Source organism: Novosphingobium resinovorum (assembly GCF_027922145.1).
Lineage (GTDB): Bacteria > Pseudomonadota > Alphaproteobacteria > Sphingomonadales > Sphingomonadaceae > Novosphingobium > Novosphingobium resinovorum.
Map to the genome: position 1 here is coordinate 13,680 of NZ_BSFC01000013.1, position 22,002 is coordinate 35,681.

Consider the following 22,002-nt stretch of genomic DNA (forward strand, 5'->3'; position numbering starts at 1 on the left):
CCGCCTGCGCCCCGGCTCTGGACGCAGGCCTGCTTCTTCTCCGAGAGACCACGACGGTCAGGATCACGCTATCGCCTGTCGCGCCGCTTTTCGGCGACGGCGCCTCACAAGATGGTTCCAACCGATAACGATCCCCGACAGCGACATGATGATCCCAAGTGCAGAGAGCAACCACATCAATGGCTCGCGCAGGAAACGGTTGGCGAGCAGGAATGGTAGATCGAAATCATGCAGCGCGTTGAAAAACCATCGGTAACTGCGTCCACTCGCGTTCTGCTGGCTCAACAGTGACCCTCCACGCGGGTCAATGGTCGTCCATGTCCGCTCCGCATCGCCGAAGATGACGCGAACAACCGGCAGGGTGCGTTCGTGCCGGTGGGAGTACCAGTAAAGGTCCGGCTTCTGCAGGACGACAACATTCCTGACCGGCGTACCCGGCATCAGGCGCCGGGCATTGGCGACCAGTTCGGCTTGCGTGAAACGCAATGCCCGGCCATCCGGGGTGGCGATCATCGAGTGCCCGGTCTTCACCGTCAGCGTGACCACCGGGCGGCCGCCGACCCAGGCCAGCCGCGCTTCCCGGGCCTGAGGTGCGCGGGCGGCAAGCCTGCCGCCATCCAGCACAGGAAAGTCCGCACTCGCGTGCGCCGCATAGAGGGCGGCACCCCCCGACGGCCCATTGCGCGCGAACCAGTCGAAAGGGCTGACCGAAAGCCATCCACTGAACATCCAGGTAATGGCGAAGATCCCTCCGGCCAGTCCGGTCAGATGGTGCCATTTCATCCAGCCTCGATAGAGTGTTATCGCCCCATTCCTGTAGCGCCGGCGCAGCCTGAGACGCAGGATACCGACCCACATGCCGGTAATACCGAGGACCACGGCCGGACCGGACGTCCACAGCACCACCTGTCGCCACAAAGATCCGTCGCGGCGGATGGCGGTGAGGTATAGCCAGTGCGGCACCGCGCCCACCCAGTTCCATGCCCTTTCACGGGCGTCCGTGTTCTGAACCGGCTCTCCGCTGGTGGAGGAGACGTAGATCTGGGTACCCCGAGCATCTCCCAGCGAGACCTTCCACAACGGTCTCGCCCACTTGAACCCTTGTGCGACGGTCCATTGATCGTCGTGAATACGCTCCACACGGGTGATCGGCGCGGCGCCCGCGAAGCGCCGCGCCGCCGCTATCGCAGAGGCAGCATCCGGTGCGGAAAGGCGCCGCCCGTCCAAAGCCGACAAGGCGATCCGCCGCTGCTTGTCCCGGATACGCCAAGCGGGCTCTCCCGCCGCCATATCGAGGCGAAGTTCCGCGGGAAACCCCTGCTGTCCGGCGCGGCGAAGCGCCTCGGTCGGACTGATCCTCACCCGGCTCCAGTCGATCGGAGCCAGCCCTGCAAGCCGCTCCTCCTCGGTCAGCGACGGGTAGGGCACGTACATCATGACCACGCCCGAAACGAACCACAGGAGAAACATCAGGCAGACCGCGATGCCCAGCCAGCGGTGAAGCCAGTACAGCCACCGCAGGCTGGCCTTGAGGCCCCTCTTTACCAAGGCGTGCGCCATCGCCCTTACAGGCTCATATCCAGGCGGACATCGAAGCGCCGGGGAGCACCGAGCAGCCATTGCGAAGAATTGCTGCCGATCGGGTAGATCTTGTCGAAGACATTGCTGATCCGCCCGTCGATCGCCAGCTTTTCGCTGATCGTCCAGCGCAAGCCGAGATCGACCACCTCGTAGCCCGGCACGCGCAAGGTGTTGGCGTTATCTGTCCATCGCGGCGCGACGAAGCGGGCGGAGACACGGGCCTGCAGCGGCTCCAGGAAGCGCCAGTTCGCCGAGATATTGGCAGTCTTAGTCGGTATCCCGGGCGGCGTGTTCCCGGCGCGGTCGATCACGACGCCGTTCACCACCTCGCCGAATTCCTTGAAACGGGCCTTGAGGATGGTGCCATTGGCCTCGATCCCGAAGGCGTCGGTCAATTGCACTGCCAACGTCGCCTCGACACCGCGTGAAGTCCGCTTGCCAACCTGCTGGGTAATAAGACGGTTCTCCGGGTCCGGGGTAAGAAGACGCCGCTTCTCGATGTCGAACAGCGCAATGGAGGCGGAGCCGCGCCCTTCAAGGAAGCGCTGCTTGACGCCGACTTCGAACTGGCGTGCGGGCGAAAGGCCAAAGTCCTTCTGCGCGTTCGAAGTCGTGATAAGCGCGCTGATCGGGTCGGTGCCGACTGTGAACGAGCCGTAAAGCGCAGTATCGACCGCAGGGTTCAGGACCAGCCCAAAGCGGCCCGAAGTACTGTGATACTTCCGCTTGAAGCCGTTCGCCGGCGTACGCGCGTCGATGCGCTCCAGATCGTACCAGTCCTGCCGGAAACCTCCGACCAGCGAGGCCCAGTCACGCAGTTGGAGTTGGTCTTCCATGAACACCGAATACTGCGTGGTCAGGGTGCGGAAACCGAGCGTGGTGGGCACCGGCGTGATGAAGCCGCCGGGTTCGAAGTCGAACGGATCGACCACGGAACTGCCGCCATAAGGCGAGTTGTTGATGTGGCGGAACTTGACCCGGTTGACGTCGAAGCCGACGAGCAGGCTGTTCTCCACACCCCCACCCAGCGGAGTACGCAAGGTGAGGTCGCCGCGATCGCCGATCTGGTCCTGACGGTGGACGATGTTCAGGTAGTCACTGCGCGTCACCAGCCCGGTCGTTGCGGAATAGCGATAACTTTCGGCGTTGAGCCAGTCGCGATCCGAACTAAGGTAATAAGCCACGTTGCGCAGCGAAATCGCATCCGATGCCTGCCACTCGGTCGTCAGACGTGTCCAGTTGTCCCGGAAATGATCCTCGCTGCCGGTGATGTTGAAGTTGATGAAACGGAAGCGCCTGTCGAACTTGCCGTTGTTCAGCGGACTGCCGAAATAGGGCAACATCTCGACGTCGCCGTAGTCGGAAGCCAGCGTGAAGCTCAACGTCGGGCTGGCGTCCCAGCGCAGCGCGCCGGAGATGGCGAGGTTGCGGTTGTCGCTGTTGCGGTCGGGCCAGCCATCCGAGCGTGTGAAGCTGGCTGCGACACGATAGGACAGACCTCCTCCCACGGGCCCGCCAGCATCACCCGCGATCTGCATCGCGTTGTCCGAGCCGTAGGCCACGCGGGCCTGCATGATGCTGCGGTCGGTCGACGGCTTCTTCATGATGACATTGACCGCGCCGCCGATCGCGCCCTCGCCTGATATGACCGAACTCGGGCCGCGCAGCACGTCGATGCGCTCCACCGTCCAGGGATCGACCGGGAAGGTCAGCGTCCCCGAGGCCACGAACAGGCGCGTGCCGTCCACCAGCAACTGCACCGACCCCTGCCCCGAGAAACCGCGCGCGGCCATCGCCGTATTCCCGTTGCCCGGAGAACCCTGGAAAGTCAGACCGGTAGCGCGGCTGACCGCTTCCTGGATGGAAAGGTCACCACGCGCCCGGATCGCATCACCGTCCAGCACCTCGATACTTGCCGGAGTTTCAAAAACCGTGAGGCCGAGGCGGCTGCCGCTGCTCTTCGTATCGAGGCTGGTTTCGGCCCGCAGGCCCGTTACCAGGATGGTGTCTGCCGGATCGGCCTCGTCTGCGCGCGCGGCCGAGGAAAACACGGATGAGGAAAGCGCTGCGAAAGCGGTCGCGGCGCACAGCGCATATTGGGAAATCGTCATGTGAGAAACAAACCCTGTCCGGCGTCATCGACGTCTGACGAGGGCGTCCGCGCGAACGGTCGGCCCACGCGACGACACGACGCCCCCGGCGCCGTCGCTTGGGTCGATGCGGCCCCCGCCGCACATGCGTCGCTCAGACGGATTTCACCGTGCCTCGGCCATCCCCTGGACCAAGGGCAAGAGCGACCGGACGCTGGCAGGTCTCCTGGCTTGCGGGTCATCGCACGATGCACGGCCTTCCCAGGCCTCGCAGGAGTTAGCGTCCGGCCCAGTGGCTGCGACAGGGCACTTTGGCCTGCCGCGATATGCATCGCGCTCACCGCTCACAGTTGCAGGGACAGCCTCGGATTCAGGGGCGCGAGCCCCCTCACCGCGTTCCCTTTTAAGCCCCCTTACGGGAGCACCAACGCGATCATGGCCTCCCGAACCTCGAGAGACGGGAGCCGCCCTACGCGAAGGAAGTGGCGCTGGCAAGCATCGCCGTACGACGCGTGCTTCCGCCCTTCCTTGTCCTTGCAAGGTCGCGCTACGCTCGTGCGATCTTTGGCACTCTTGCCGCAAGATCTCGTACACCGACTTGACCGATGCGGACAGGCGATGCAGCCATTGTTCAGGAGATGGACGGCGCGGCCGTAAGCTCCGATAACCGCGCCTTCCCTTGCGATGCCAAGGACCTGCTGATGCCATTGCCTGCCGATGTGGAATTTGCACGGCTCAACATCCCGCTTCTCCGGCATTTTCCGGAACTGGTCAGCTCGCTTGGCGGAAATCCCGGCGAACTGTTGCGGTTCGCCGGGATTTCCGCCCAGGATTTTCGCGACGACGCCGTTGCGCTCACATATCCCGAGGCGATCCGGCTCCTGACCGTTGCGGCGCACCGGCTGGACTGCCGCGATTTCGGAATGCGGCTGGCTCTGCGGCAACGCGGCGGAGCGATCTTCGGGCCGCTGGGCAATACGATGCGCAGTTCGAGGACGTTCGGCGATGCCCTGCGCTTTGCAAGCGAGCACATCAGCGCACACAGCCGCGCAGCGCGCGTATGGCTGCGGCCGCATGCTGCCGAGGGCACCATATTCGCCGGCCATGAACTGCTGTTCGAAAACAGTGCCGAGCGTATCCAGGCCATCGAGCAGATCCTTTTGATCGGTCATGTCGAGGCGATGGAGATGACCGGCGGCTATGCCCGCGCTCGCTGCGTGCATTTCCGACACGAGCCGCTCTCTCCGCTCGCCGACTATCGTCGCTATTTCGGCTGCGAGGTGCTTTTCGGGGAGCCGTCCGACGGGATCACGTTCTCGGACAGGGATCTCGCCAGTCCGATCCTCAGCCAGAACACCCAAGTCCATAGCGACCTGGCCGCCTACATTGAGAAGCACTTTCCCAAACGAAGTCTACCTTTTGACGCGGAAGTGCGCGGCCTTATCATTCGCAGGCTGGCGCAGGGGGACTGTGCCAGCGTTGAAGTCGCGCGTGCACTGAACATCCACCATCGTACCTTGCGCCGCCGGCTGAAGGAGGAGGGCACCAGCTTTCAGGACGTCAAGGACGGGGTGCGCCGCGATCTGACGCTCTACTACCTGCAACAGACCGACCTCGATTTCCGGGGGATCTCCGAAAAGCTCGGCTTCGCCGAACAAGCGGTGTTCTCCCGCCGCTGCCAACGATGGTTCGGCCAGTCTCCCACAAGTATGCGCAGCACACGCCGCCTCCAGGAAAAAGGCAGTATCTTGTCCTCATAGGCAAAAGCGATCCCACAGCGAACCAGCGGGCGCGGGGCGCACCCTGACCTTGGGCACCCGTCACGAGACGCTTGGCAAGCTCGCGGTCGTATGCGTCGTTCCGGATTTCACTTGAGAAATTCCCGTCAAGACATTGCCAGTGCTTCGAAACTCGTCTTCAGCGGTTTCTCGAACAGACACTCAGAAAGCCCGAACCACAGCCATCGACACGATCACCCCTTGCTTTTGGTTCCTTTCCTCGCTTCCGGTGTAGGCACCCGCACGGCTCGGTGAATAGAAGCGGCGCCACCGGGAACTATCCTGCCCGTTGATCGCCTTGGCCGTGAACGTCGTCTTGAACCCGGCCAGCACCGTGGTCTCGATATAGCCACCCCAGCGCGCATGGCTCCGCGCGCGCAGGACTTCGCCGGTGTAGAAGACGTCGGCTTCTTCGGGCGCGGTCCAGTTGACGCCCCATGACGACTTGAGGGCCGGCACGTCATGGCGGAACTCGGCAGTCACGCTTTGCCCAGCAATGTCGTCCATCGCCCGGTGCTTGCCGGTTATCGGATCGCTCAGCCGCGAACCACGCCAGGTGCCGTCAAGAGTCAGCCGCGCGCCGCGCAACACGGTGTCGAGAGGCAGTGTCCCCTGCACGCTCACACCCCATTGCCGCGCATCGCCGATGGTGCCAAGTGCCTGGTCTCCGCTATCGAGAACAAGATAGCCGAGCAATCCGGTGTGCCACTGGTGGTAGGCCTCCACCGCGATCGCCCCGCCCTTGCCCCAGCGGTGGTCGAGGCGGGCCAGGGCGCGCGTCACACGGGCGGGCCGCAGCCCCGAATTGCCGCCCAGCGGCCGCCCGTCGGCCTGGTTGACCGAAGCCGCGAAGTCGGCGAAATCGAGCTGGTCGACGGTCCTGCGCACCCCGAGCCGCAGCTGCGTGCTCCCCGACGGCGACCACACCAGTGCCGCCGAAGGCTTGAGGTAGGACAGGCTCTGCTCCTGCGCCGCCTCGCCCGAAACGCGGATGCGCGAGAATTCCACCGCCATGCCCGCCTCCAGCGCAAGCCTGGGGGCGAACTTCACGGTGATGTTGGCGAACGCCTCGCCACGCAGTTCCGAAACCCGGGTATCGGCATTGGCGAGCGCCACGGGCATAAGGCCGGAGCCGGTATCCTCGGCGTAGTCGAGCAGGCTCGACAGACGATTGTAGGCCACCTCGCCGCCGAACTCCGGCCGCACCGAATGGTCGCCTTCGCGCGTCACCGTCACGCGGGCGACGAACTCGCTCGGCGTCTCCCGCTGGGAGGAAAGGCCGCGATAATCGGCCTCGACATAGTCTTCGTCAGTGACGTAGCGCTCTACCCGGCCGAGACCGACCAACTTCGCGGTCCAGCCAGATCCCAGCCGCCGCGTCCAGTCGAGACCAAGCTCACCGCTGCGCCCGTTCTCGTCATAGGCGATGTCGCGGCGGCCATCCGGCGAGCCGTTCGCAGCACCCTTGAAGATGTCGATGCCCCGGTCAGACGAATAGCCGTCCTTGTTGAGCCGCAGGTTCACAGTCAACGTTCCGCCCGCGACCGCCCCCGAAGTGCTGAGCGCCAGACCGTACTCGGGGGCCTTGGCGCGGATGTGTTCACGCCGGGTGGAGGTCAGCGTCCCGGTCGCGTCGCGGTCGAGATACACGCCGTCGGTGGGATAGCGAGTGACCTCGCCTGACAATTCGATGCTGGTCTGCCAACCCGCGACGCGCCGCGCGAAGCTGACCCGGCCGGCGGGCGAGACAACACCATCAGCGGTGTGGGTCATCGTCAGCGCGGCGTTGCCCGATCCGCCCGCGTCGGTACGCAGGATCACGTTGGCGACCAACGTCTGGCCCTGCGCCTCGGCAGCGTCGGACCCACGCAGCAGTACCACCCGCTCGACACGCGATGCGGCGATGCGACGCAGAACTTCGGTGATGCCGCCTCCCTTCACGGTCGGCCTCTGGCCGTCGATGAGCACATTGCCTGCCGCATTGCCGAACCCGCGCACCGAAGTGCCCTCGCTCAGCAGGAAGCCGGGAGTGCGCTCCAGCATGTCGAGCGCGGTCTGTGGCTGGAACGGCTTGTAGAAGTCGGCCGGGTAGACCGGGTCGGGTCCGGCGGGGACGATGGCGGGCGGCTTTTCCTGTCCCTGCCGCCCGGTCGGGACCGATTCCTCGGTCGGAGAACTGGCGGCCGCGACTCCGGCAAGCATGAGCGAAAAGGCGTTCATCATGCCGGTGCCATCACCCATCCCAGAAGCGCGAGCGGCACGGACGCTCCGGCCAGCCACAAGCACGCACGCAGCACGCTGTGGGCATGGAACACGGCCATGGAGATGACCGCGAAGACCGCGAAGCTCGCAAGCGTCGCCGCAGTCACTGCCTCCACCCGCGTCATGCCGAGGCGAGACAGCAACAATGACGCGGCCACGGTGATTTGCGCCGTGAGGCCATAGGCGCCCAGGGTGCCGGCCAGAGTACGGACAGGTGTGCGAAAAGGCAGGCGCGCAAGCGCGCGCGTCGCCGCGGCAAGCCGCTGGCGACGCGCGACGCCGGTCGCGACGGGCGACGGGGGGACGGACTGACCCGCCGCGACGGTGTTCCTGGGCATTGGTGTTCCTTTCAGGCGAACAGGCGCAGAATGCGCTCGCGATTGGTCTGCGCGGCAAGCACCAGCATGGCGGCGAAGCTCAGCCAGCCGCACCAGGCGACGGTGCCATATGCCCAGCCGTGGCCCAGCCCCGCCGCCCCGAAAGCGAGCGCCAGCGCAGCGAACCCGCTCCAGCGCAGCACCCGGGACGTGCGCGGCGCCAACTTGCGCTTCAGCCAGTCCTGCTGGTGGCGCGCCATCGCCAGGAGCAGTAGTGCGAAGCCCGCAAGCGCAGGCATGGCAATCACGAGATGGGTCATGCGGTCGCTTCCTTCTGCATGCGCTGGCGGCGCGCCGGAGCCGCCTTGGGCCGGTGACGCAGGACTTTCCACGAGGTCCAGCCAAAGCCTGCCGCGAGCGCCGACATGGCCAGGTCGAACCCGACGAAAGCCCAGTCGCCCCGCCACAAGCTGCCACCCAGCCCGCGTGTGGTCGTCAGTGCATTGACCAAGGGAACCAGCGCGAAGACGACGGCACATGCGCCGAGCGCCTCGACCCAGGCGCGCTTGGCGGGCCGCGCCAGCGTCCAGACGAAGATCGCGCCCCAGGCGATGAACAGGCCGTTCACCTCCCACTCGGCACGCCCCGCAAGTGCAACCGGAAGCAGGCGATTGGCCAGAAAGTAGACGGTGATGCCGGCCGGTGCGCCTGCTATGAAGCCGATGTTCAGCCGCTCGACCAACCGGAACCCGAAATGCGGGCGCGCCGGGTCGGGCAGTTTGCCACGCCGTTTGACGCACCAGAGCGCAAGGCCCGTCCCCACCATCACGGTCCCACCAACGCCGGAGAGAAAGTAGAGCCAGCGCAGACCATATCCGGCGAACCAAGCGGTGTGGAGGTCGACCATGACCTCCTGCGTCTTTCGCGCACCGCCCGCAGGCCGCGCCGCGACCGGCAGTTCACCGCCCTGCGTCGCGCCGAGATGAACCGGATCGCGTCGTCCCTCGCTCCAGTCCGTGCGCTGGGGATAGACCTGCGCGGTCGCAGCGGCATCACCGGGATGGGCGATACTGATGTAGCTCGGCTGTCCGCCCTGCCACTTCGCCTGCGCGCGCTCGACCAGCCGTGCGAGCGGGACGGTCGGCGCAGGTTTGCCGCTCGCCTCGCTTTCCTCGGCGCGGGGAAAGGCTTCCGCATAGAAAGCCTCGCGGCTCGGATAGCTGGCCGTGATCGCCCAGGGCATCAGCGTGAACAGAAGCGTGACGAGGCCGGTATAGGTGATCATCACATGGAACGGCAGGGCCAGCACGGCGGTAGCGTTGTGTGCGTCGAGCCAACTGCGCTGACCCTTGCCGAAACGCATCTGAAAGAAGTCGGTGAAGATCTTCTTGTGCGTGACGACACCGGAAAGGATCGCCACCAGCATCGCCAGCGCCGCCACGCTGACCAGCATTCGCGCCCACATCACCGGCAGGTAGTGCAAGTCGAAGTGGAAACGGTAGAGGAAGAACCCGCCACGCGTATCACGCAAGGCGAGTTCGCGCCCGCTCGCAGGATCGAGGGTGACTTCCTCGCCCCCGCGACGGCCTCGCCGCGCCTCTCCGGGCATCTGCCACGAGACCGTCAGCCCGCTGCCGCCACGGGCGGCCGGCAGCGATACGCTCCAGCTGTCCGCCCCGGCCCCGCGCTTGCGCAGGACGCGGTCGGCGGCCTCAAGGGCGCCCGCGGTGACGCGGCTCTGCGCGGGCAGCTCCGGGCGCATCCAGGCGTCGATCTCATGCTGGAAGAATGCGGCCGTCCCGAACACGAAGATGACATAGAGTACCCAGCCGGGCAGTAGCCCGACCCAGGTGTGCAGCCAGGCCATCGACTGGCGGAAACCCTGCTTCACGATGCTGCTCCCCCGACGACCGGCTTAAAAGCCGTACTTCACGGCGAAGGCCACGCTGCGCGGAATGCCTAGGGAATAGGACGTCGCCCAGTAATTCTCGGCTGTGATGTTCGCCGCGTTCAGGTCGAAGCGCACCGGGTGGCCATCCACCTCCGCCTTGTAATGCAGGCCGAGGTCGAAGATCGTATAGCCGTTCATCTTCTGCAGGTTGGCGCTGTCCTTGTACATCTTGCCGGCGTGGTAGACGCCGCCGCTGACAGAGAAGCCGGGCAGCGCGGGCACGCTATATTCGAGGTACATCTTGGCGAGAGTGCTGCTCACGCCGGTGGGCCATTTCCCCAGCAGCGATGCGGTGCTGGTCTTCGTCACCTTCAGGTCCATCAGCGTGCCGCCGACCATGACGTTGAGGTTGTGCGTCACGTGTCCGGTGGCGCTCAGTTCGATACCCTGGTGCACCTCGACGCCGTCCTGGGTGCGGGTGATCTTGCCGCCCACCTGCTCGTCGAAGGAATTGGCCTTCTCGATACGATAGAGCGCGCCGGTGATCAGCAGGGCATCGATCGGCGCGTACTTGGCGCCGATCTCATACTGCTTGGAGACGTAGGGCTTCATGATCTCGCCCGGGTTGTTGTAGAGCGTGGAATCGTCGGGGACCGTCGAGCCCTGCTCCAATCCTTCCATATAGGTGGCGTAAGTCGTCACCCGCGCGGACGGCTTGAAGATCAGCGACACCGTGGGTGTCCATGCGCTTTCGTCGTAACTGGAAGTCGTTGCGCCGGTGGCTCCGTATGCCTTGGCCTCCACGGTGCTGTGATTGGCCCCGACCATGGCGCCCAGATGATCGGTGAACTGGATATCGTCGCCGACGACGATGTTGGTATTGCGCGCCCAGCTCGACTTGTAGAGAGCGCCCCACGAATACGTGTCCAGCGCCGAGGGCATGGCCCAGTTGTTGAGACCATCAGGGTCGCTGAAGACGGGCGAGTCACCGCCGCTGACGGTGTTGGTGACGTGGCGCTTGACGCTCAGGATATCGCCCGAGGCGCCGACGGTCAGGCGATGCCTGATCCCGAACGTCGCGAACTCGCTGTCCAGGTAGGCATAAGCGCCCTGCGCGTAGTTATACGAAGGCGCACTGCGCGAGGTCCAGCCCAGTTGCCAGCCTGCCTCCCCGTTTCCGCCGTCCTCGACGTAGAGCGGATAGATGTTGATCGAATCCTGCTCGTCACGCTTGTAGAGATAGGCTGCGCGCAGGCTGAAGGTATCGTCGATCTTCCACTTGACGTTGGCGCCCAGACGATCGGTCTTGGTCTGCAGATAAGTCCAGGACGGGGTCCAGGTCTTGTCGTTGGCCAGCGGCTCGATCCAGTGGTCGAGCGAGGCGCGACTGGTATCGCCATAAGCGTAAAAGCGGGAATCGATGCCGTCGATGCGGTAGTAGGTGTGTGCGGCCTCGGCCTGCACCAGCAAATTCGGCGCGACGTTCCAGTCGAGCGCGCCGCTGACCATCGTGCGCGCGACGTTCTGGTTCTTCTTCGCCGTCTCGCCGTCCTGGATGGACATGTTGAGACGATAGGCAAAGGTGCCGCCGGCATCGATCTTGCCGCCCATGTCGATATGCGCGAACCACTGGGTGTTGCCATAATTTCCGACGCGCACGTCGAGCAGAGGCGCGTAAGTCGGCCGCTTGAGCACGTAGTTGGTCACGCCGCCCGGATTTCCGACACCATACAGGAAGCCCGACAGGCCGTTCATGATCTCGACATTGGCCAGTTCCTCCGTCGAGATGCCGGTAAGGGTCGATGAGATGCGCAGACCATCGACGACGCCCTTCTGGGTCGAGAAGCCACGGATATTCACGTAGGGCGTTCCGTAGACGGTCGAGGGTGCCGAATTCTGGACCACCGGATTCATCTTGAAGATCTGGTCCATATCGCCCGCGATGACGCTCTCGATAAGGTCCTGCGACACCACGCTGATCGCGTAAGGCGTGTCGATCACCAGCTTGTTGCCCCAGGGGCCGGAGCCGGAAATCGCATCGATCTTTTCGTTGTGGCCGGTGACGAGGATTGTGTCGTCGCGACGTCCGGCCTCGCTCTCCTCTTCGGCGGCCACGCTGCCGACTCCATAGGCGGCGGGCGTCAACTCCAGCCTCAGCGGATCAAGGGTCATCGCCCCTCGTGTCGCGCGCGCGATAGTTAGCGCGCCTTCGCTTGACGAACGTGCGGCAAGGCCCGTGCCCGAAAGCAGGCGCGAAATGGCATCCCGGGGCGCGAAGCTTCCGCGCAGACCACCGGTTCGCAACCCCTGGGTCAGCGATGCCTCGTAAGTCAGTTGCACGCCGCTCTGTTCGGCAAAGCTGTTAAGCGCGTCTGACAGTGCACCGGCGGGGATATCGTAGGCGCGCAAAGTGCCCTCGTCCTGCGCCATCGCCAGTCCGGGCAGCGCGGCGCAACCGCCGATCACCGTCCCTGCCATCAAAGCAAAAGCCATGACCCGGCCGCGCTCGAACTTTATCGTCATCGAAACTTTCCCCACCTGGAATTCCATGCGCCCGACATTGCTGCTGCGACGCAATCGCAAAACCAAGACGCAGTCCGATCCCGAAACACGACCTTGCGGTGAGAATTTTTTATCGGCGCAGGATGATGAAGCGATCGGACAGCCGCACGGAGCGCAGCCCGTGGCTTTTCTCGATGCTGTCGATCGCCGCGAGTGGATGATCGAGATCGTAGACTCCGCTCACCCGCATGGCGGCCGCCGCACCGGCGACGGTGACGAAGCCGTGCCGATAGCGCCCGATCTCGGCCACCACTTCCCCGAGCGGGCGATCAACCACCATCAGTCGCCCACGCGTCCAGGCTATTGCTTCGCCCCGCGCGGGAAACGGCCCGGTCAATGTCGAATGCGTAAAGTCGGCGCCCTGACCTTCACCGACGACGGCGGCACGTCCCCCGCCCTCGACCCGGACGCTGTGTTTCGTCACGGTCACCGTGGCCCGCCCACCCTCGTCGCGCACGGCAAAGGCGGTGCCGAGAGCAGTGACGCTGCCGCCCTCCGCCTCGACGACAAAGGGGCGCGAGGGATCGGGCGCGACCTCGAACAAAGCCGCCCCCGCCAGCAGGTGCACACCCCGACGGCCTTTCGCGAAGTCGAGCGCGATCGCCGAGCCGCTGTCGAGTTGCACCACCGATCCGTCGGAAAGGGCGACATTGCGCCGCTCACCGATGCCGGTGATCTGGTCCGCGCGCAGCCGTGTCGGCCAGTCCTGCACACCGCCCAGAACGACGATCGCCAATGCGGCAGCGATCCCACCCATTGCCCCGCGCATGCCCCAGCCCCGGCGGAGCAGCCCGAGACGGCGGTTCGGATGACAGTTCGAACGGCTGCGAGTGGTGGTAGAGACCGGCCGCGTCCGGGGTAATTCCGGAATGGCCTGCAGGCCAGCCACCGCGTCTTCCTGCTCGTCCATCAGGCCCCAGATCTTCTCCAGCCGGGCCAGCGCTGCGCGGTGATCGGGGTCCGACTGCCAGAGCGCGAAGTCACGCTCTTCCTCGGGGCTCATCGCCTCCCCGTCACGCCGGACAATCCATGCGGCGGCCGCTTCGGCTATTTCGGGTAGAATGGGCTGTCTCATCGTCATGGCCACTGCTCCATCCCCACCGGGATCGCCCGCGAACCGCGCGAGGCGGCTGCCGTCAAAGGCCAAGACGCAAAGGGGCACCAAAACACGACCTCGTACCTGGAATTTTCTGCCTGGTTTGTCATCGGGCCCATCATTCGACGTCGTCGATCTCGCCGAGCCGGGCCGCGAGGGCCAGGAGGGCGAGCCGCAAATGCTTCTCGACCGCGCCGCGCGTGATGCCGAGTCTTTCGGCGATCTCGGCCTGGTGCAAGCCCTCTATCTTGCGCAGCGCGAAGACCTCGCGGCATCGGGGTGGCAGGCTCTCCACCAGTTCGAGCAGCAATCGCAACCGGTCACACCCCAGCACCGTGCGTTCGGCCGAAGGAGCGTCATCGGCGATGAGGTCGCCAAGATCCTCCTCGACCGTCCAGGCGGCCCACTTACCTCTTTCCCGCGCTCCATCGATCACCAGATTGCGCGCGATCCGGTAGAGGAAAGCGCGCACGTTGCTCACTTTACCCTCGCGCAACGCGGGGATCGCCCGCGCCCAGGTTTCCTGGACGATATCAGCGGCCAGAGGGTTGGAACCGACCAACGAGCGCACGTAGGCGCTGAGCGGATCGTGATGATGCGCCACCAACGCCGCGTCGCGGGCGCTCATCGCGATGCCATCCGTGCCGACACCAGGAACTCGACCGGGAGGGTGATTTCCAACTCGTCCGGCAATCCTTCCGGAATCGCGGGAAACGGAGCGGCGCGGCGAACGACGTCCAGCGCGGCGCGATCGAGGGTGCGCGAGCCGGCGGAGCGTGCCACCGATGCATCGAGCAGGCGCCCACTGCGTTCGATCCGGAACAGCACCACACCGGCACCCGAAGCACCGTCCCGTCCACGGGCGCGCTGCGCCTCGAGCCGCGCCATCACGGCGCGCCGGTAACCCTGCGTGGTCAACGCCAGCGCGTCGATGCGCCCGCCCTCCGCCGGTGCTGGCATTTCGGCGACGGTTTCGATCGCGATTGGAGTCGGCGGCGCCAGCATGATCGCGGGAGGCGGGCTGCTCTTCACCGGAACCGGTTCCGGCCGCGGCTTGGATGCCCGCGTACCGGGATCGGGACGGCGGCGCGGCTCGTCTACGGGACGGGGAAGAATGGTCACACTGATCAAGCGCGTCCCGCCAGTCCGGTCCGGCGCCCCCGGCCAGCCCAGCATCATCACCGCGCCAACCGCCAGATGCACCAGCAAGGTTGCTCCGACACCGAGCATGCGCAGCGGCCGGCCGCCGCCCAAACGATAGCCGCCCGGCAGCCGCTGCTGCACCGGCGCTTCGCTCGATGTCACCAGCGACACCGATGCGTGCGCCATCGGGACGGACGAGGCGGACATGGCCTCGCCACTACACTAATGCGAGTGAGTTGCAATATGCGCCACTCGTCAGCGAGGCTCTCGCATCGGACATAAAATGTTTCGATTATATTGCGCTTGCGACGCAATCGCATTAGAGGCCCGCCGCGCATCGGGAGTCGGGGGGCTCATCATCCGGTGCCGATCAGGGGAATAATAATGTCCTTCAAAAATCCGATCCCGGCCCGTCAGCGCGTGGCTTCGCTGCTCGTCATCGGCATGCTGACTACGACCACCGCCCATGCCGAGGAATCGGCCGAAAACCCCGACCCCGACGCTATCGTCGTGACCGGACAGACCGAGACCACCGGCCTCAGCCTTTCATCGCGCGAGACACCGCAGTCGGTCACCGTGCTCGACAGCGTCCGGATGGAGGAACAGGGTCTTTACGACATTTCCGAGGTGATGGAGCAGGTCGTCGGCATCCAGTCGAACCGCTCCAGCGCGCTCGGCACCGACGGTACCAACTACACCGCGCGCGGCTTCGCGGTGGAGAACTACCTCGTCGACGGCATCGCGCGGCCGACGGGGCTCTATGGCTTCAGCGAAGATACCGCCGACATGATCGCCTATGACCGGATCGAAGTGCTCCGTGGCTCGGCAGGCATGATGACCGGCACCGGTGAGCCCTCGGCCGCGATCAACATGATCCGCAAGCGCCCGCGCACGGAAATGCGCGCCACGGCGGCAGCCACGGTCGGCTCCTGGGACATGTATCGCCTCGAAGCGGACCTCAGCACGCCGCTCACCTCGGACGGCAGAGTGCGTGCCCGCGTCGCGGGAGCCTGGCAGGACAACGATACCTTCATCGACCGCGAGCACGTCAAGCGCCAGGCGCTCTACGGCGTGGTCGAAGCAGACCTGACGCCGGGTACGCTGCTCACCGCCGGGGTCGAGTATCAGAACTTCACCAACTCCGGAGCCTCGCGCGGGGGGATTCCGCTCTACTTCACCGACGGCACCGAGACCGATTTCGCGCGATCGACCAACGGCGGCGCCAAGTGGTCGCACTTCCGGCGCAAGAGCGTCAACATCTTCGCATCGCTCAAGCAGGATCTCGGCGAGCACTGGGAACTGCAGATCGACGGCGAGCATAAGTCCGGCTCCTACGATGAGACGATCGGCTATTTCTTCGGCAGCGCGATCAACAAGGACACCGGCCTGGGCGGCACGCTCTATTCCACCCGCTGGGCTTCGGACCTCACGCTTAACGCGGTCTACGCGAACCTGCGCGGCAGCTTCGAGGCGCTGGGGCAGGAGCAGCATATCGCCCTCACCCTCAACCACACCCAGTTCGACGACGACCAGACGCCCTACCCCGGCTGGTGGGACGGTCCCGAGTATATGAATACGTCCGTCAACGCCTTCGATCTGTTCGCTACCGGCGACGTGCCCAAGCCGGACCTCAGCCCCAGCGGCACCTTGTCCGGCAACCGCGTGCGAACCAGCGCGGCGGCAGGCGTAGCGCGGCTCAAGCCGATTGCGCCTCTCTCCATCGTCGTCGGCGGACGCTTCACCTGGTGGAAGCAGGAAAGCTATGCCGAGGACACTGCGGGCGCACGCACCTGGACCGCGGGCACGAATGAGAAGGGTGTGTTCACCCCTTACGCCGGCGCGGTGCTGGACATCACCAGGACCATTTCCGCCTATGTCAGCTACGCCAGCGTGTTCAAGCCGCAGACCTACCGTACCGTGGACGGGAACCTGCTCGGCCCGCTGGAGGGCAATACTTATGAAGCGGGCTTGAAGGCCGATTTCCTGAACGGCAAGCTGAGCGCCACCGCAGCGGTGTTCAAGATGCAGCAGGACAACTATGCCCTTGCCGATGGTTCCGGCATCTTCGCGCCGGACGGCAGCACCGCCTATCACGCCGTGTCGGGCCTGAGGTCCTCCGGCTTCGAAGTGGAGGTGAACGGTGAAATCCTGCCGGGCTGGCGCGTCGCGGGCGGCTTCGCCAATGCCCGCGCAGAGGATCGCGACGGCGCACGCCAGATGCCGCAGATCGCCAAGAACAGCTTCAAGATGTTCACCGCCTACAACCTGAGCGGAAAACTGGAAGGCCTGACGCTGGGCGGCAACCTCCGCTGGCAGGGCAAGGCCCGGACGGAATACGCCGGGCCTACGGGCGAATACTATACCCAAGGCAGTCTGGCGATCGTCGACCTCATGGCGAACTACCGCTTCTCGCCCAGACTTTCGCTGGCCGTCCATGTCGATAACGTCCTCGACAAGACCTACTACTCGGGCCTCTATGTCGGCAGTGCGCGCTACGGATCGCCCCGAGCCTTCAGCGTGACGCTGCGGGGCACACTGTAACTCCCCCTCGGAGTCCTGATCGATTGCGAAACGGCTGCTTCCTCAGGGAAGCAGCCGTAACCCGGTTCGCGTCGACAGACGGCCCTGACGGGATCACAGGGAATAGTTCAATCCGACAAGCAGACTGTGCGTGCGAAAAGACCCTTCGATCGCATTGGCGGTGGTCGTCTGCAGGAACACATCCGACACGTTGAGATAGCGATAGCGCAGCGTCGCATCGAGCCGGTCCGACAAGGCATAGCGCGCGCCGACCACGGCCTGCCAGGCGAAGCGCACCTTGTTCTCGTAGGCGAAGGTGCTGCTCTCGTCCGCCTCCAGCTTCCAGCGGTACTGGTTGATCCGCGCCACGCCAATGCCGCCGCCCGCCTCCAGCGACCAGCGCGAGCCGGTGGCGATATCGGCCAGACCGTTGAGCAGGATCGACTGAATGCGCGTAGTGCCGGAAGGATCGTCGTAAATCCCGGCAGTGCGGGAAACCGGATCGACCGCGATGCGCGTCGAATTCAGCGCAACCCGGTCGAGATCGAACTGCTGGCGCGCCAGTTCGAGTTCGGTGCGCAGGAAGCCGAAATCGTAGCCCAGCCTCCCGGCGAGTTCCCATCCGGTCTTGTACGAGGTCTTCAGGCCACCACGATCCACACCCAGCGCGGGGTTCACGCGGGCGCGGATGTCGAAGCTGCCGTCGTTGATCTTCGTGCCGCCCGCCGCCGCGCCGATGTAGAAGCCTCCCGTTCCGGAGCCTTCACTCCACCCGGCATCGCGCCGCTCGATCGGGCCGGTGGAGACCGTAAGGTTCAGGCTGAACGTGCGCGGGGCACCGGCCGACAAGGAGACACCGCCCGAGCCCGGCACCCAATACTGCTCGTTGGTGATGTTCTGGACGTTGCCGGAAACCGTCACCGAGCGCCCCTCGATCGGCAGTTCGTAGGAGATGCCCGCATCGCCGATGGTCACCGGCTTGTAGATGAAGGTATTCGTCACCTGCCCGTAAGCCTTGCCCGAATAGCGCACGCCGCCGAACGCCGAGAAGCCGGGCAGGAACGCGGGCGAATATTCGACGAAGCCCGAGGTCTGGAACGCGGTGGCGCCCGGCACCTTCTTGCCGACCAGCGCCGCGCTCGATGCCTTGGTCTGCACCGCGTCGAGATAGGCGGCGCCGAACTTCAGCAGCACTTCGGGCGTCGCCTGCCAGTGCGCATCGAACTCGATGCCCTGGAACCGCCGCTCGCCGTCGCGCACCCAGTAGCTTTCGATGTTGAGGAACTCGGACGGCACCTTGGTGCGGAACGCCGCGAGCGTCGCGCCCCAGGTGCCGCGATCGACCTTGATGCCCGCCTCGTACTGCGTGCTCTTGATCGGGCCGAAGCTCTCGCCATAGTTCAGCGCGTTGGCGGGGGCCTGCGTGCCGCGCTGCAGGGCCTGCACGTAGGAAACATAAGCTCGGACGCCATGTGCTACGTCGTAGCTGAGCGCGGCGACGGGAGTGAAGCTGTTCTCGCGGTAGTTCGTATCTGCCAGCACCGGCTCGTAATTGCGCTCGGTATAGAAGGTGTAGCGGCCGCCCAGCATCAGTTCGGCATTACCCAGCTTCAGCGTATCGCTGAGGAACAGGCCGCGCTGGCGGATTTCTTGATAGCGGAACCAGTCGGGCGGGCGCTGGAACTGGCGGCCCGTCACCACCTGCCCGTCGGCGCGGGTGTAGGAAGCGAAAGCCCAGTCGGGCACGTTGTTCGCGTAGATGTTGCCGGTCAGGTTGAAGTCGTACGACACCGTCGGCACGCGCGTAGCGGTGTACGGGTTGTAGTCGTAGTCGTAATCGACGTCCAAGTAATCGAACCCGGCGACCACGGCATGCTCGATCGCGCCGGTATGGAAAGTGCCGTCGATCGACAACTGCCCGACATGATACGTGAACTTGCGGTTCATCCCCAGCACGCCGACGCGATAATCGCCCGCATTGTTGGTGATCTGCGCGGTATTGCCGGTGAACCGCTCGTCCAGCGCCGAATAGCGCAGCGCAGCGGAAATCTTCCAGTCAGGCGCGATCTGGTAGTTCAGGCGGCCGGTCACCTGATTGATGTCGTTGAACTTGTGCGTCGATTTCGAGGCGAGGTTGAAGTCCGCCCCGCTCATCGTCGCCAGCGAGGTGACGCCGGTGGTGAAGCTGACGGTATTGGACTGCCCCGCCTGCCATGTGCGCTGGTAATAACCGTCGACGCTCCACGTCAGGTCGGGGGTGATCTCGCCCTGCAGCCACAGCTGCGCGAACGTATTCTTATTGTAGGCACCGTTGTAGAGCGTGCCCTGCTCCTCCACCGCGTTGAGGCGGAAAGCGGTGGAACCGGTCTCGGTCAGCGGCCCGCCGATATCGACGTGCGCGCGCCAGATGCTGGAACTGCGCAAGGATAACCCGGCGGTGGCGACCAGTTCGTCGGTCGGCTTCTTCGAGATGAAGTTCACCACGCCCGAAGGCGAGGCATAGCCATAGACGAAGCCGCCCGCGCCCTTCAGCACCTGGATCTGCTCGACCGCCTCGATCGGGTGGTCCTGGAACCAGTAGGGAAAGGCCAGACCATCGTACTTGTAGCCGTTGGTGAGGTCCACCGCCTGCCCGCGAATGCTGAAGGTATTGCCCGAAGCCAGCCCCGAATTGTTGGAGCGCACCGAAGGATCGTAATTGAACGCGGCGTCGATCGTCGTCGCGGCGATGCGGTTGATCTGGTCGGTATCGGCAGCGGAGACCGAAAACGGCGTCTCCAGAATGGTACGCGTGCCGAGCGGCCCGGCCTCCACCACTTCGCGCGAGCGCGTCCCTTCGACGAGGATTTCCGCCGCCGCATCGCTGCTGTCCGCGCCTTCCGCTTCGTCTGCCGCGAAGGCCGGCGTCGCCGTCCCCCCTACCGCCAGTGCGAGCATGAAGCCCAGAGCCTGCCTGCTGCTGCCCGATCCCAAGGCATGGCCCTTATGGCGTGCCAATTTGCGCATTGTTCACCCCTGTATATGCGTCGGGCGCACCGCTCCGGCCCCCCGGAACGGAAGCTGCGGGAGCGGCGAAATCCGGCCCGACCTGTCGTTTTTCGAAAAAGGATATCCCCGACGTCAGGGTGCATCCGGCGCGCACGCTGTCGCAGCGTGCAGGGCCTTTTCAGCGTGTCTCACCAGCATGGCATTCATATCGGCGTTTTGATGTCAAATAGCCGCCGAGGCCTGACCTGATGAGCGATGGGTATGGGCGGCCCGTCGATCAGACAAATTGGAAGTCTTGGGCCTCGCTTGAGAATTGGTCATACTGATCGCGTCCGTTTAGCGCCGCGAATAACGCTATGGGAAACCCTCGTTATTCGCGAGTGACCGCGTCGATTACGCTCGGCCCATCATCATCGACGAACGGGTACAATCTCATGAGCGAACGGCAGCTTCATCTTGGCGCGATACTTACCGGCGTGGGCAACGACCAGTACAACTGGCGCCATCCCGACGTGCCGGGCGATGCCAGCGTCGACATCGACTGGTACATCACCAACGCGAAACTCGCCGAGGACGCCAAGTTCGACCTGGTGTTCATCGTCGATTCCCCGTTCATCACCCCTGACACCTCGCCGCACTTCCTCAACCGACTGGAGCCGCTGACGCTGCTTTCCGCCGTCGCCGGGCACACCTCGCGCATCGGCCTCGTCGGCACGCTGACGACGAGCTACTGGGAGCCCTACAACGTGGCGCGCCAGTTCGGCTCGCTCGACCACATCAGCCGGGGCCGCGCGGGCTGGAACGTGGTGACCACCGGCCTCGAAGGCGCCGCGCGCAACTACGGCCGCGAGGAGCATTTCGACCACGCCGTGCGCTACGAACGCGCGCAGGAATTCGTCGAGGTCGTGCAGGGCCTATGGGACAGCTACGAAGACGACGCCTTCCCGCGCGACAAGCAGTCGGGCGTGTTCCTGCACAAGGACAAGCAGCACCGCCTCGACCACAAGGGACGCCATTTCGCGGTGGCCGGGCCGCTCGCGCTCACCCGCTCGCGGCAGGGCCAGCCGGTGATCTTCCAGGCCGGCGACAGCGACGAAGGCCGCAACCTGGGCGCCCACATCGCCGAAGCCACCTTCGCCGCCTCCCCCGATTTTGCCTCGGGCCAGCAGTACTACGCCGACCTCAAGGCCCGCGCCGCCGCGCTCGGCCGCGATCCCGACGCGATCAAGGTGCTCCCCGGCCTGTTCCCGCTGATCGCCGAAACCGACGAGGAAGCCCGCCGCATCGAGCGCGAGCGCGCGGAGAACCTCGATATCGACAAGCTGCTCGTCCAGCTCGGTCGCGCGTTCAACTACCACGATTTCAGCCAGTACGATCTGGACGCGCCGTTCCCCGATCTCACCGGCGTCACGCTCAACAGCTACAAGGGCGCGGCCGAGCGGATCATCCGCACCGCGCGCGAGGAGAAGCTGACCTTGCGGCAGGCGGCCCAGCGCGGCCAGAGCCCGGGCGGCAAGGGCTTCGTCGGTTCGCCCGAGACGATCGCGAACGAGATCGAGCGCTGGTTCACCGGCCGCGCGGCGGACGGCTTCAACGTCGTCGTCGGCACCCCGGACGAGTTCGCGCTGTTCCGTGAGCGGGTCGTGCCGATCCTGCAGAGCCGGGGCCTGTTCCGCACCGAATACGCGCATGACACCCTGCGCGGCCACCTCGGCCTGCCGGTCCCGGAGCACCGCCACGCCGCCCCGTCGCTGGCGGTGGCCGCAGAGTGACG

General features: G+C 65.1%; 14 protein-coding genes and 1 riboswitch. Of the genes, 3 read left to right on the forward strand and 11 right to left on the reverse strand.

The features are described 5' to 3' along the window. Window positions 1-63: 63 nt before the first annotated feature. Together PKE80_RS08870 and PKE80_RS08875 are read right to left on the reverse strand one after the other, a co-directional pair. The gene (locus PKE80_RS08870; RefSeq protein WP_271182172.1) at window positions 64-1,560 is read right to left on the reverse strand and encodes a PepSY-associated transmembrane domain-containing protein; all 1,497 of its coding nucleotides are present in this window, start codon (window positions 1,558-1,560) and stop codon (window positions 64-66) included. A gap of 5 nt (window positions 1,561-1,565) precedes the next feature. After that, window positions 1,566-3,692, reverse strand: coding sequence for a TonB-dependent receptor (locus tag PKE80_RS08875; RefSeq protein WP_271182173.1), 2,127 nt, complete (start codon window positions 3,690-3,692; stop codon window positions 1,566-1,568). 178 nt (window positions 3,693-3,870) lie between these two features. Further along, window positions 3,871-4,113: riboswitch (cobalamin riboswitch) on the reverse strand. A 163-nt stretch (window positions 4,114-4,276) separates the two neighbouring features. Here PKE80_RS08875 and PKE80_RS08880 point away from each other — a divergent pair. Further along, window positions 4,277-5,431: an AraC family transcriptional regulator gene (locus tag PKE80_RS08880; RefSeq protein WP_271182174.1), complete on the forward strand. Its 1,155-nt coding sequence runs from the start codon at window positions 4,277-4,279 to the stop codon at window positions 5,429-5,431. 180 nt (window positions 5,432-5,611) lie between these two features. On the opposite strand, the gene PKE80_RS08885 is transcribed toward PKE80_RS08880, so the two are convergent. The 8 genes from PKE80_RS08885 to PKE80_RS08920 all read right to left on the reverse strand — a co-directional run bounded on the left by PKE80_RS08885 (window position 5,612) and on the right by PKE80_RS08920 (window position 14,927). After that, window positions 5,612-7,690, reverse strand: a complete 2,079-nt coding sequence (locus PKE80_RS08885; RefSeq protein WP_271182175.1) for a TonB-dependent receptor domain-containing protein — start codon at window positions 7,688-7,690, stop codon at window positions 5,612-5,614. Then, window positions 7,669-8,049 carry a hypothetical protein gene (locus PKE80_RS08890; RefSeq protein ID WP_271182176.1) on the reverse strand — a complete coding sequence of 127 codons (381 nt, stop codon included), beginning with the start codon at window positions 8,047-8,049 and terminating at the stop codon, window positions 7,669-7,671. Before PKE80_RS08890 ends, PKE80_RS08885 begins: the two co-directional genes overlap by 22 nt. Window positions 8,050-8,060: 11 nt before the next feature. Then, window positions 8,061-8,348, reverse strand: a complete 288-nt coding sequence (locus PKE80_RS08895) for a DUF3325 domain-containing protein (RefSeq protein WP_271182177.1) — start codon at window positions 8,346-8,348, stop codon at window positions 8,061-8,063. After that, on the reverse strand, window positions 8,345-9,919 hold the full coding sequence (locus PKE80_RS08900) for a PepSY-associated TM helix domain-containing protein (protein WP_271182178.1): 1,575 nt from the start codon (window positions 9,917-9,919) through the stop codon (window positions 8,345-8,347). The genes PKE80_RS08895 and PKE80_RS08900 overlap by 4 nt, the downstream gene beginning before the upstream one ends. A 24-nt stretch (window positions 9,920-9,943) precedes the next feature. After that, complete coding sequence (locus tag PKE80_RS08905; RefSeq protein WP_271182179.1) at window positions 9,944-12,442, reverse strand: TonB-dependent siderophore receptor; 2,499 nt, start codon at window positions 12,440-12,442, stop codon at window positions 9,944-9,946. 109 nt (window positions 12,443-12,551) lie between these two features. Then, window positions 12,552-13,562: a FecR family protein gene (locus PKE80_RS08910; RefSeq protein ID WP_271182180.1), complete on the reverse strand. Its 1,011-nt coding sequence runs from the start codon at window positions 13,560-13,562 to the stop codon at window positions 12,552-12,554. A 133-nt stretch (window positions 13,563-13,695) separates the two neighbouring features. Then, window positions 13,696-14,205, reverse strand: coding sequence for an RNA polymerase sigma factor (locus PKE80_RS08915; RefSeq protein ID WP_271182181.1), 510 nt, complete (start codon window positions 14,203-14,205; stop codon window positions 13,696-13,698). Beyond that, window positions 14,202-14,927 (reverse strand): energy transducer TonB family protein, encoded by a 726-nt coding sequence (locus PKE80_RS08920; protein ID WP_271182182.1) that lies wholly within the window; start codon window positions 14,925-14,927, stop codon window positions 14,202-14,204. Before PKE80_RS08920 ends, PKE80_RS08915 begins: the two co-directional genes overlap by 4 nt. Before the next feature lie 177 nt (window positions 14,928-15,104). Here PKE80_RS08920 and PKE80_RS08925 point away from each other — a divergent pair, with 177 nt between their 5' ends. After that, window positions 15,105-17,261: a TonB-dependent siderophore receptor gene (locus tag PKE80_RS08925; protein WP_271182183.1), complete on the forward strand. Its 2,157-nt coding sequence runs from the start codon at window positions 15,105-15,107 to the stop codon at window positions 17,259-17,261. 93 nt (window positions 17,262-17,354) lie between these two features. Here PKE80_RS08925 and PKE80_RS08930 read toward each other — a convergent pair whose 3' ends face one another. Further along, the gene (locus PKE80_RS08930) at window positions 17,355-20,246 is read right to left on the reverse strand and encodes a TonB-dependent siderophore receptor (RefSeq protein WP_271182184.1); all 2,892 of its coding nucleotides are present in this window, start codon (window positions 20,244-20,246) and stop codon (window positions 17,355-17,357) included. A 416-nt stretch (window positions 20,247-20,662) separates the two neighbouring features. Here PKE80_RS08930 and PKE80_RS08935 point away from each other — a divergent pair, with 416 nt between their 5' ends. Further along, entirely contained in the window at window positions 20,663-22,000 is a 1,338-nt protein-coding gene (locus PKE80_RS08935; RefSeq protein ID WP_271182185.1) for an LLM class flavin-dependent oxidoreductase, read from the forward strand. Window positions 22,001-22,002: the final 2 nt, after the last annotated feature.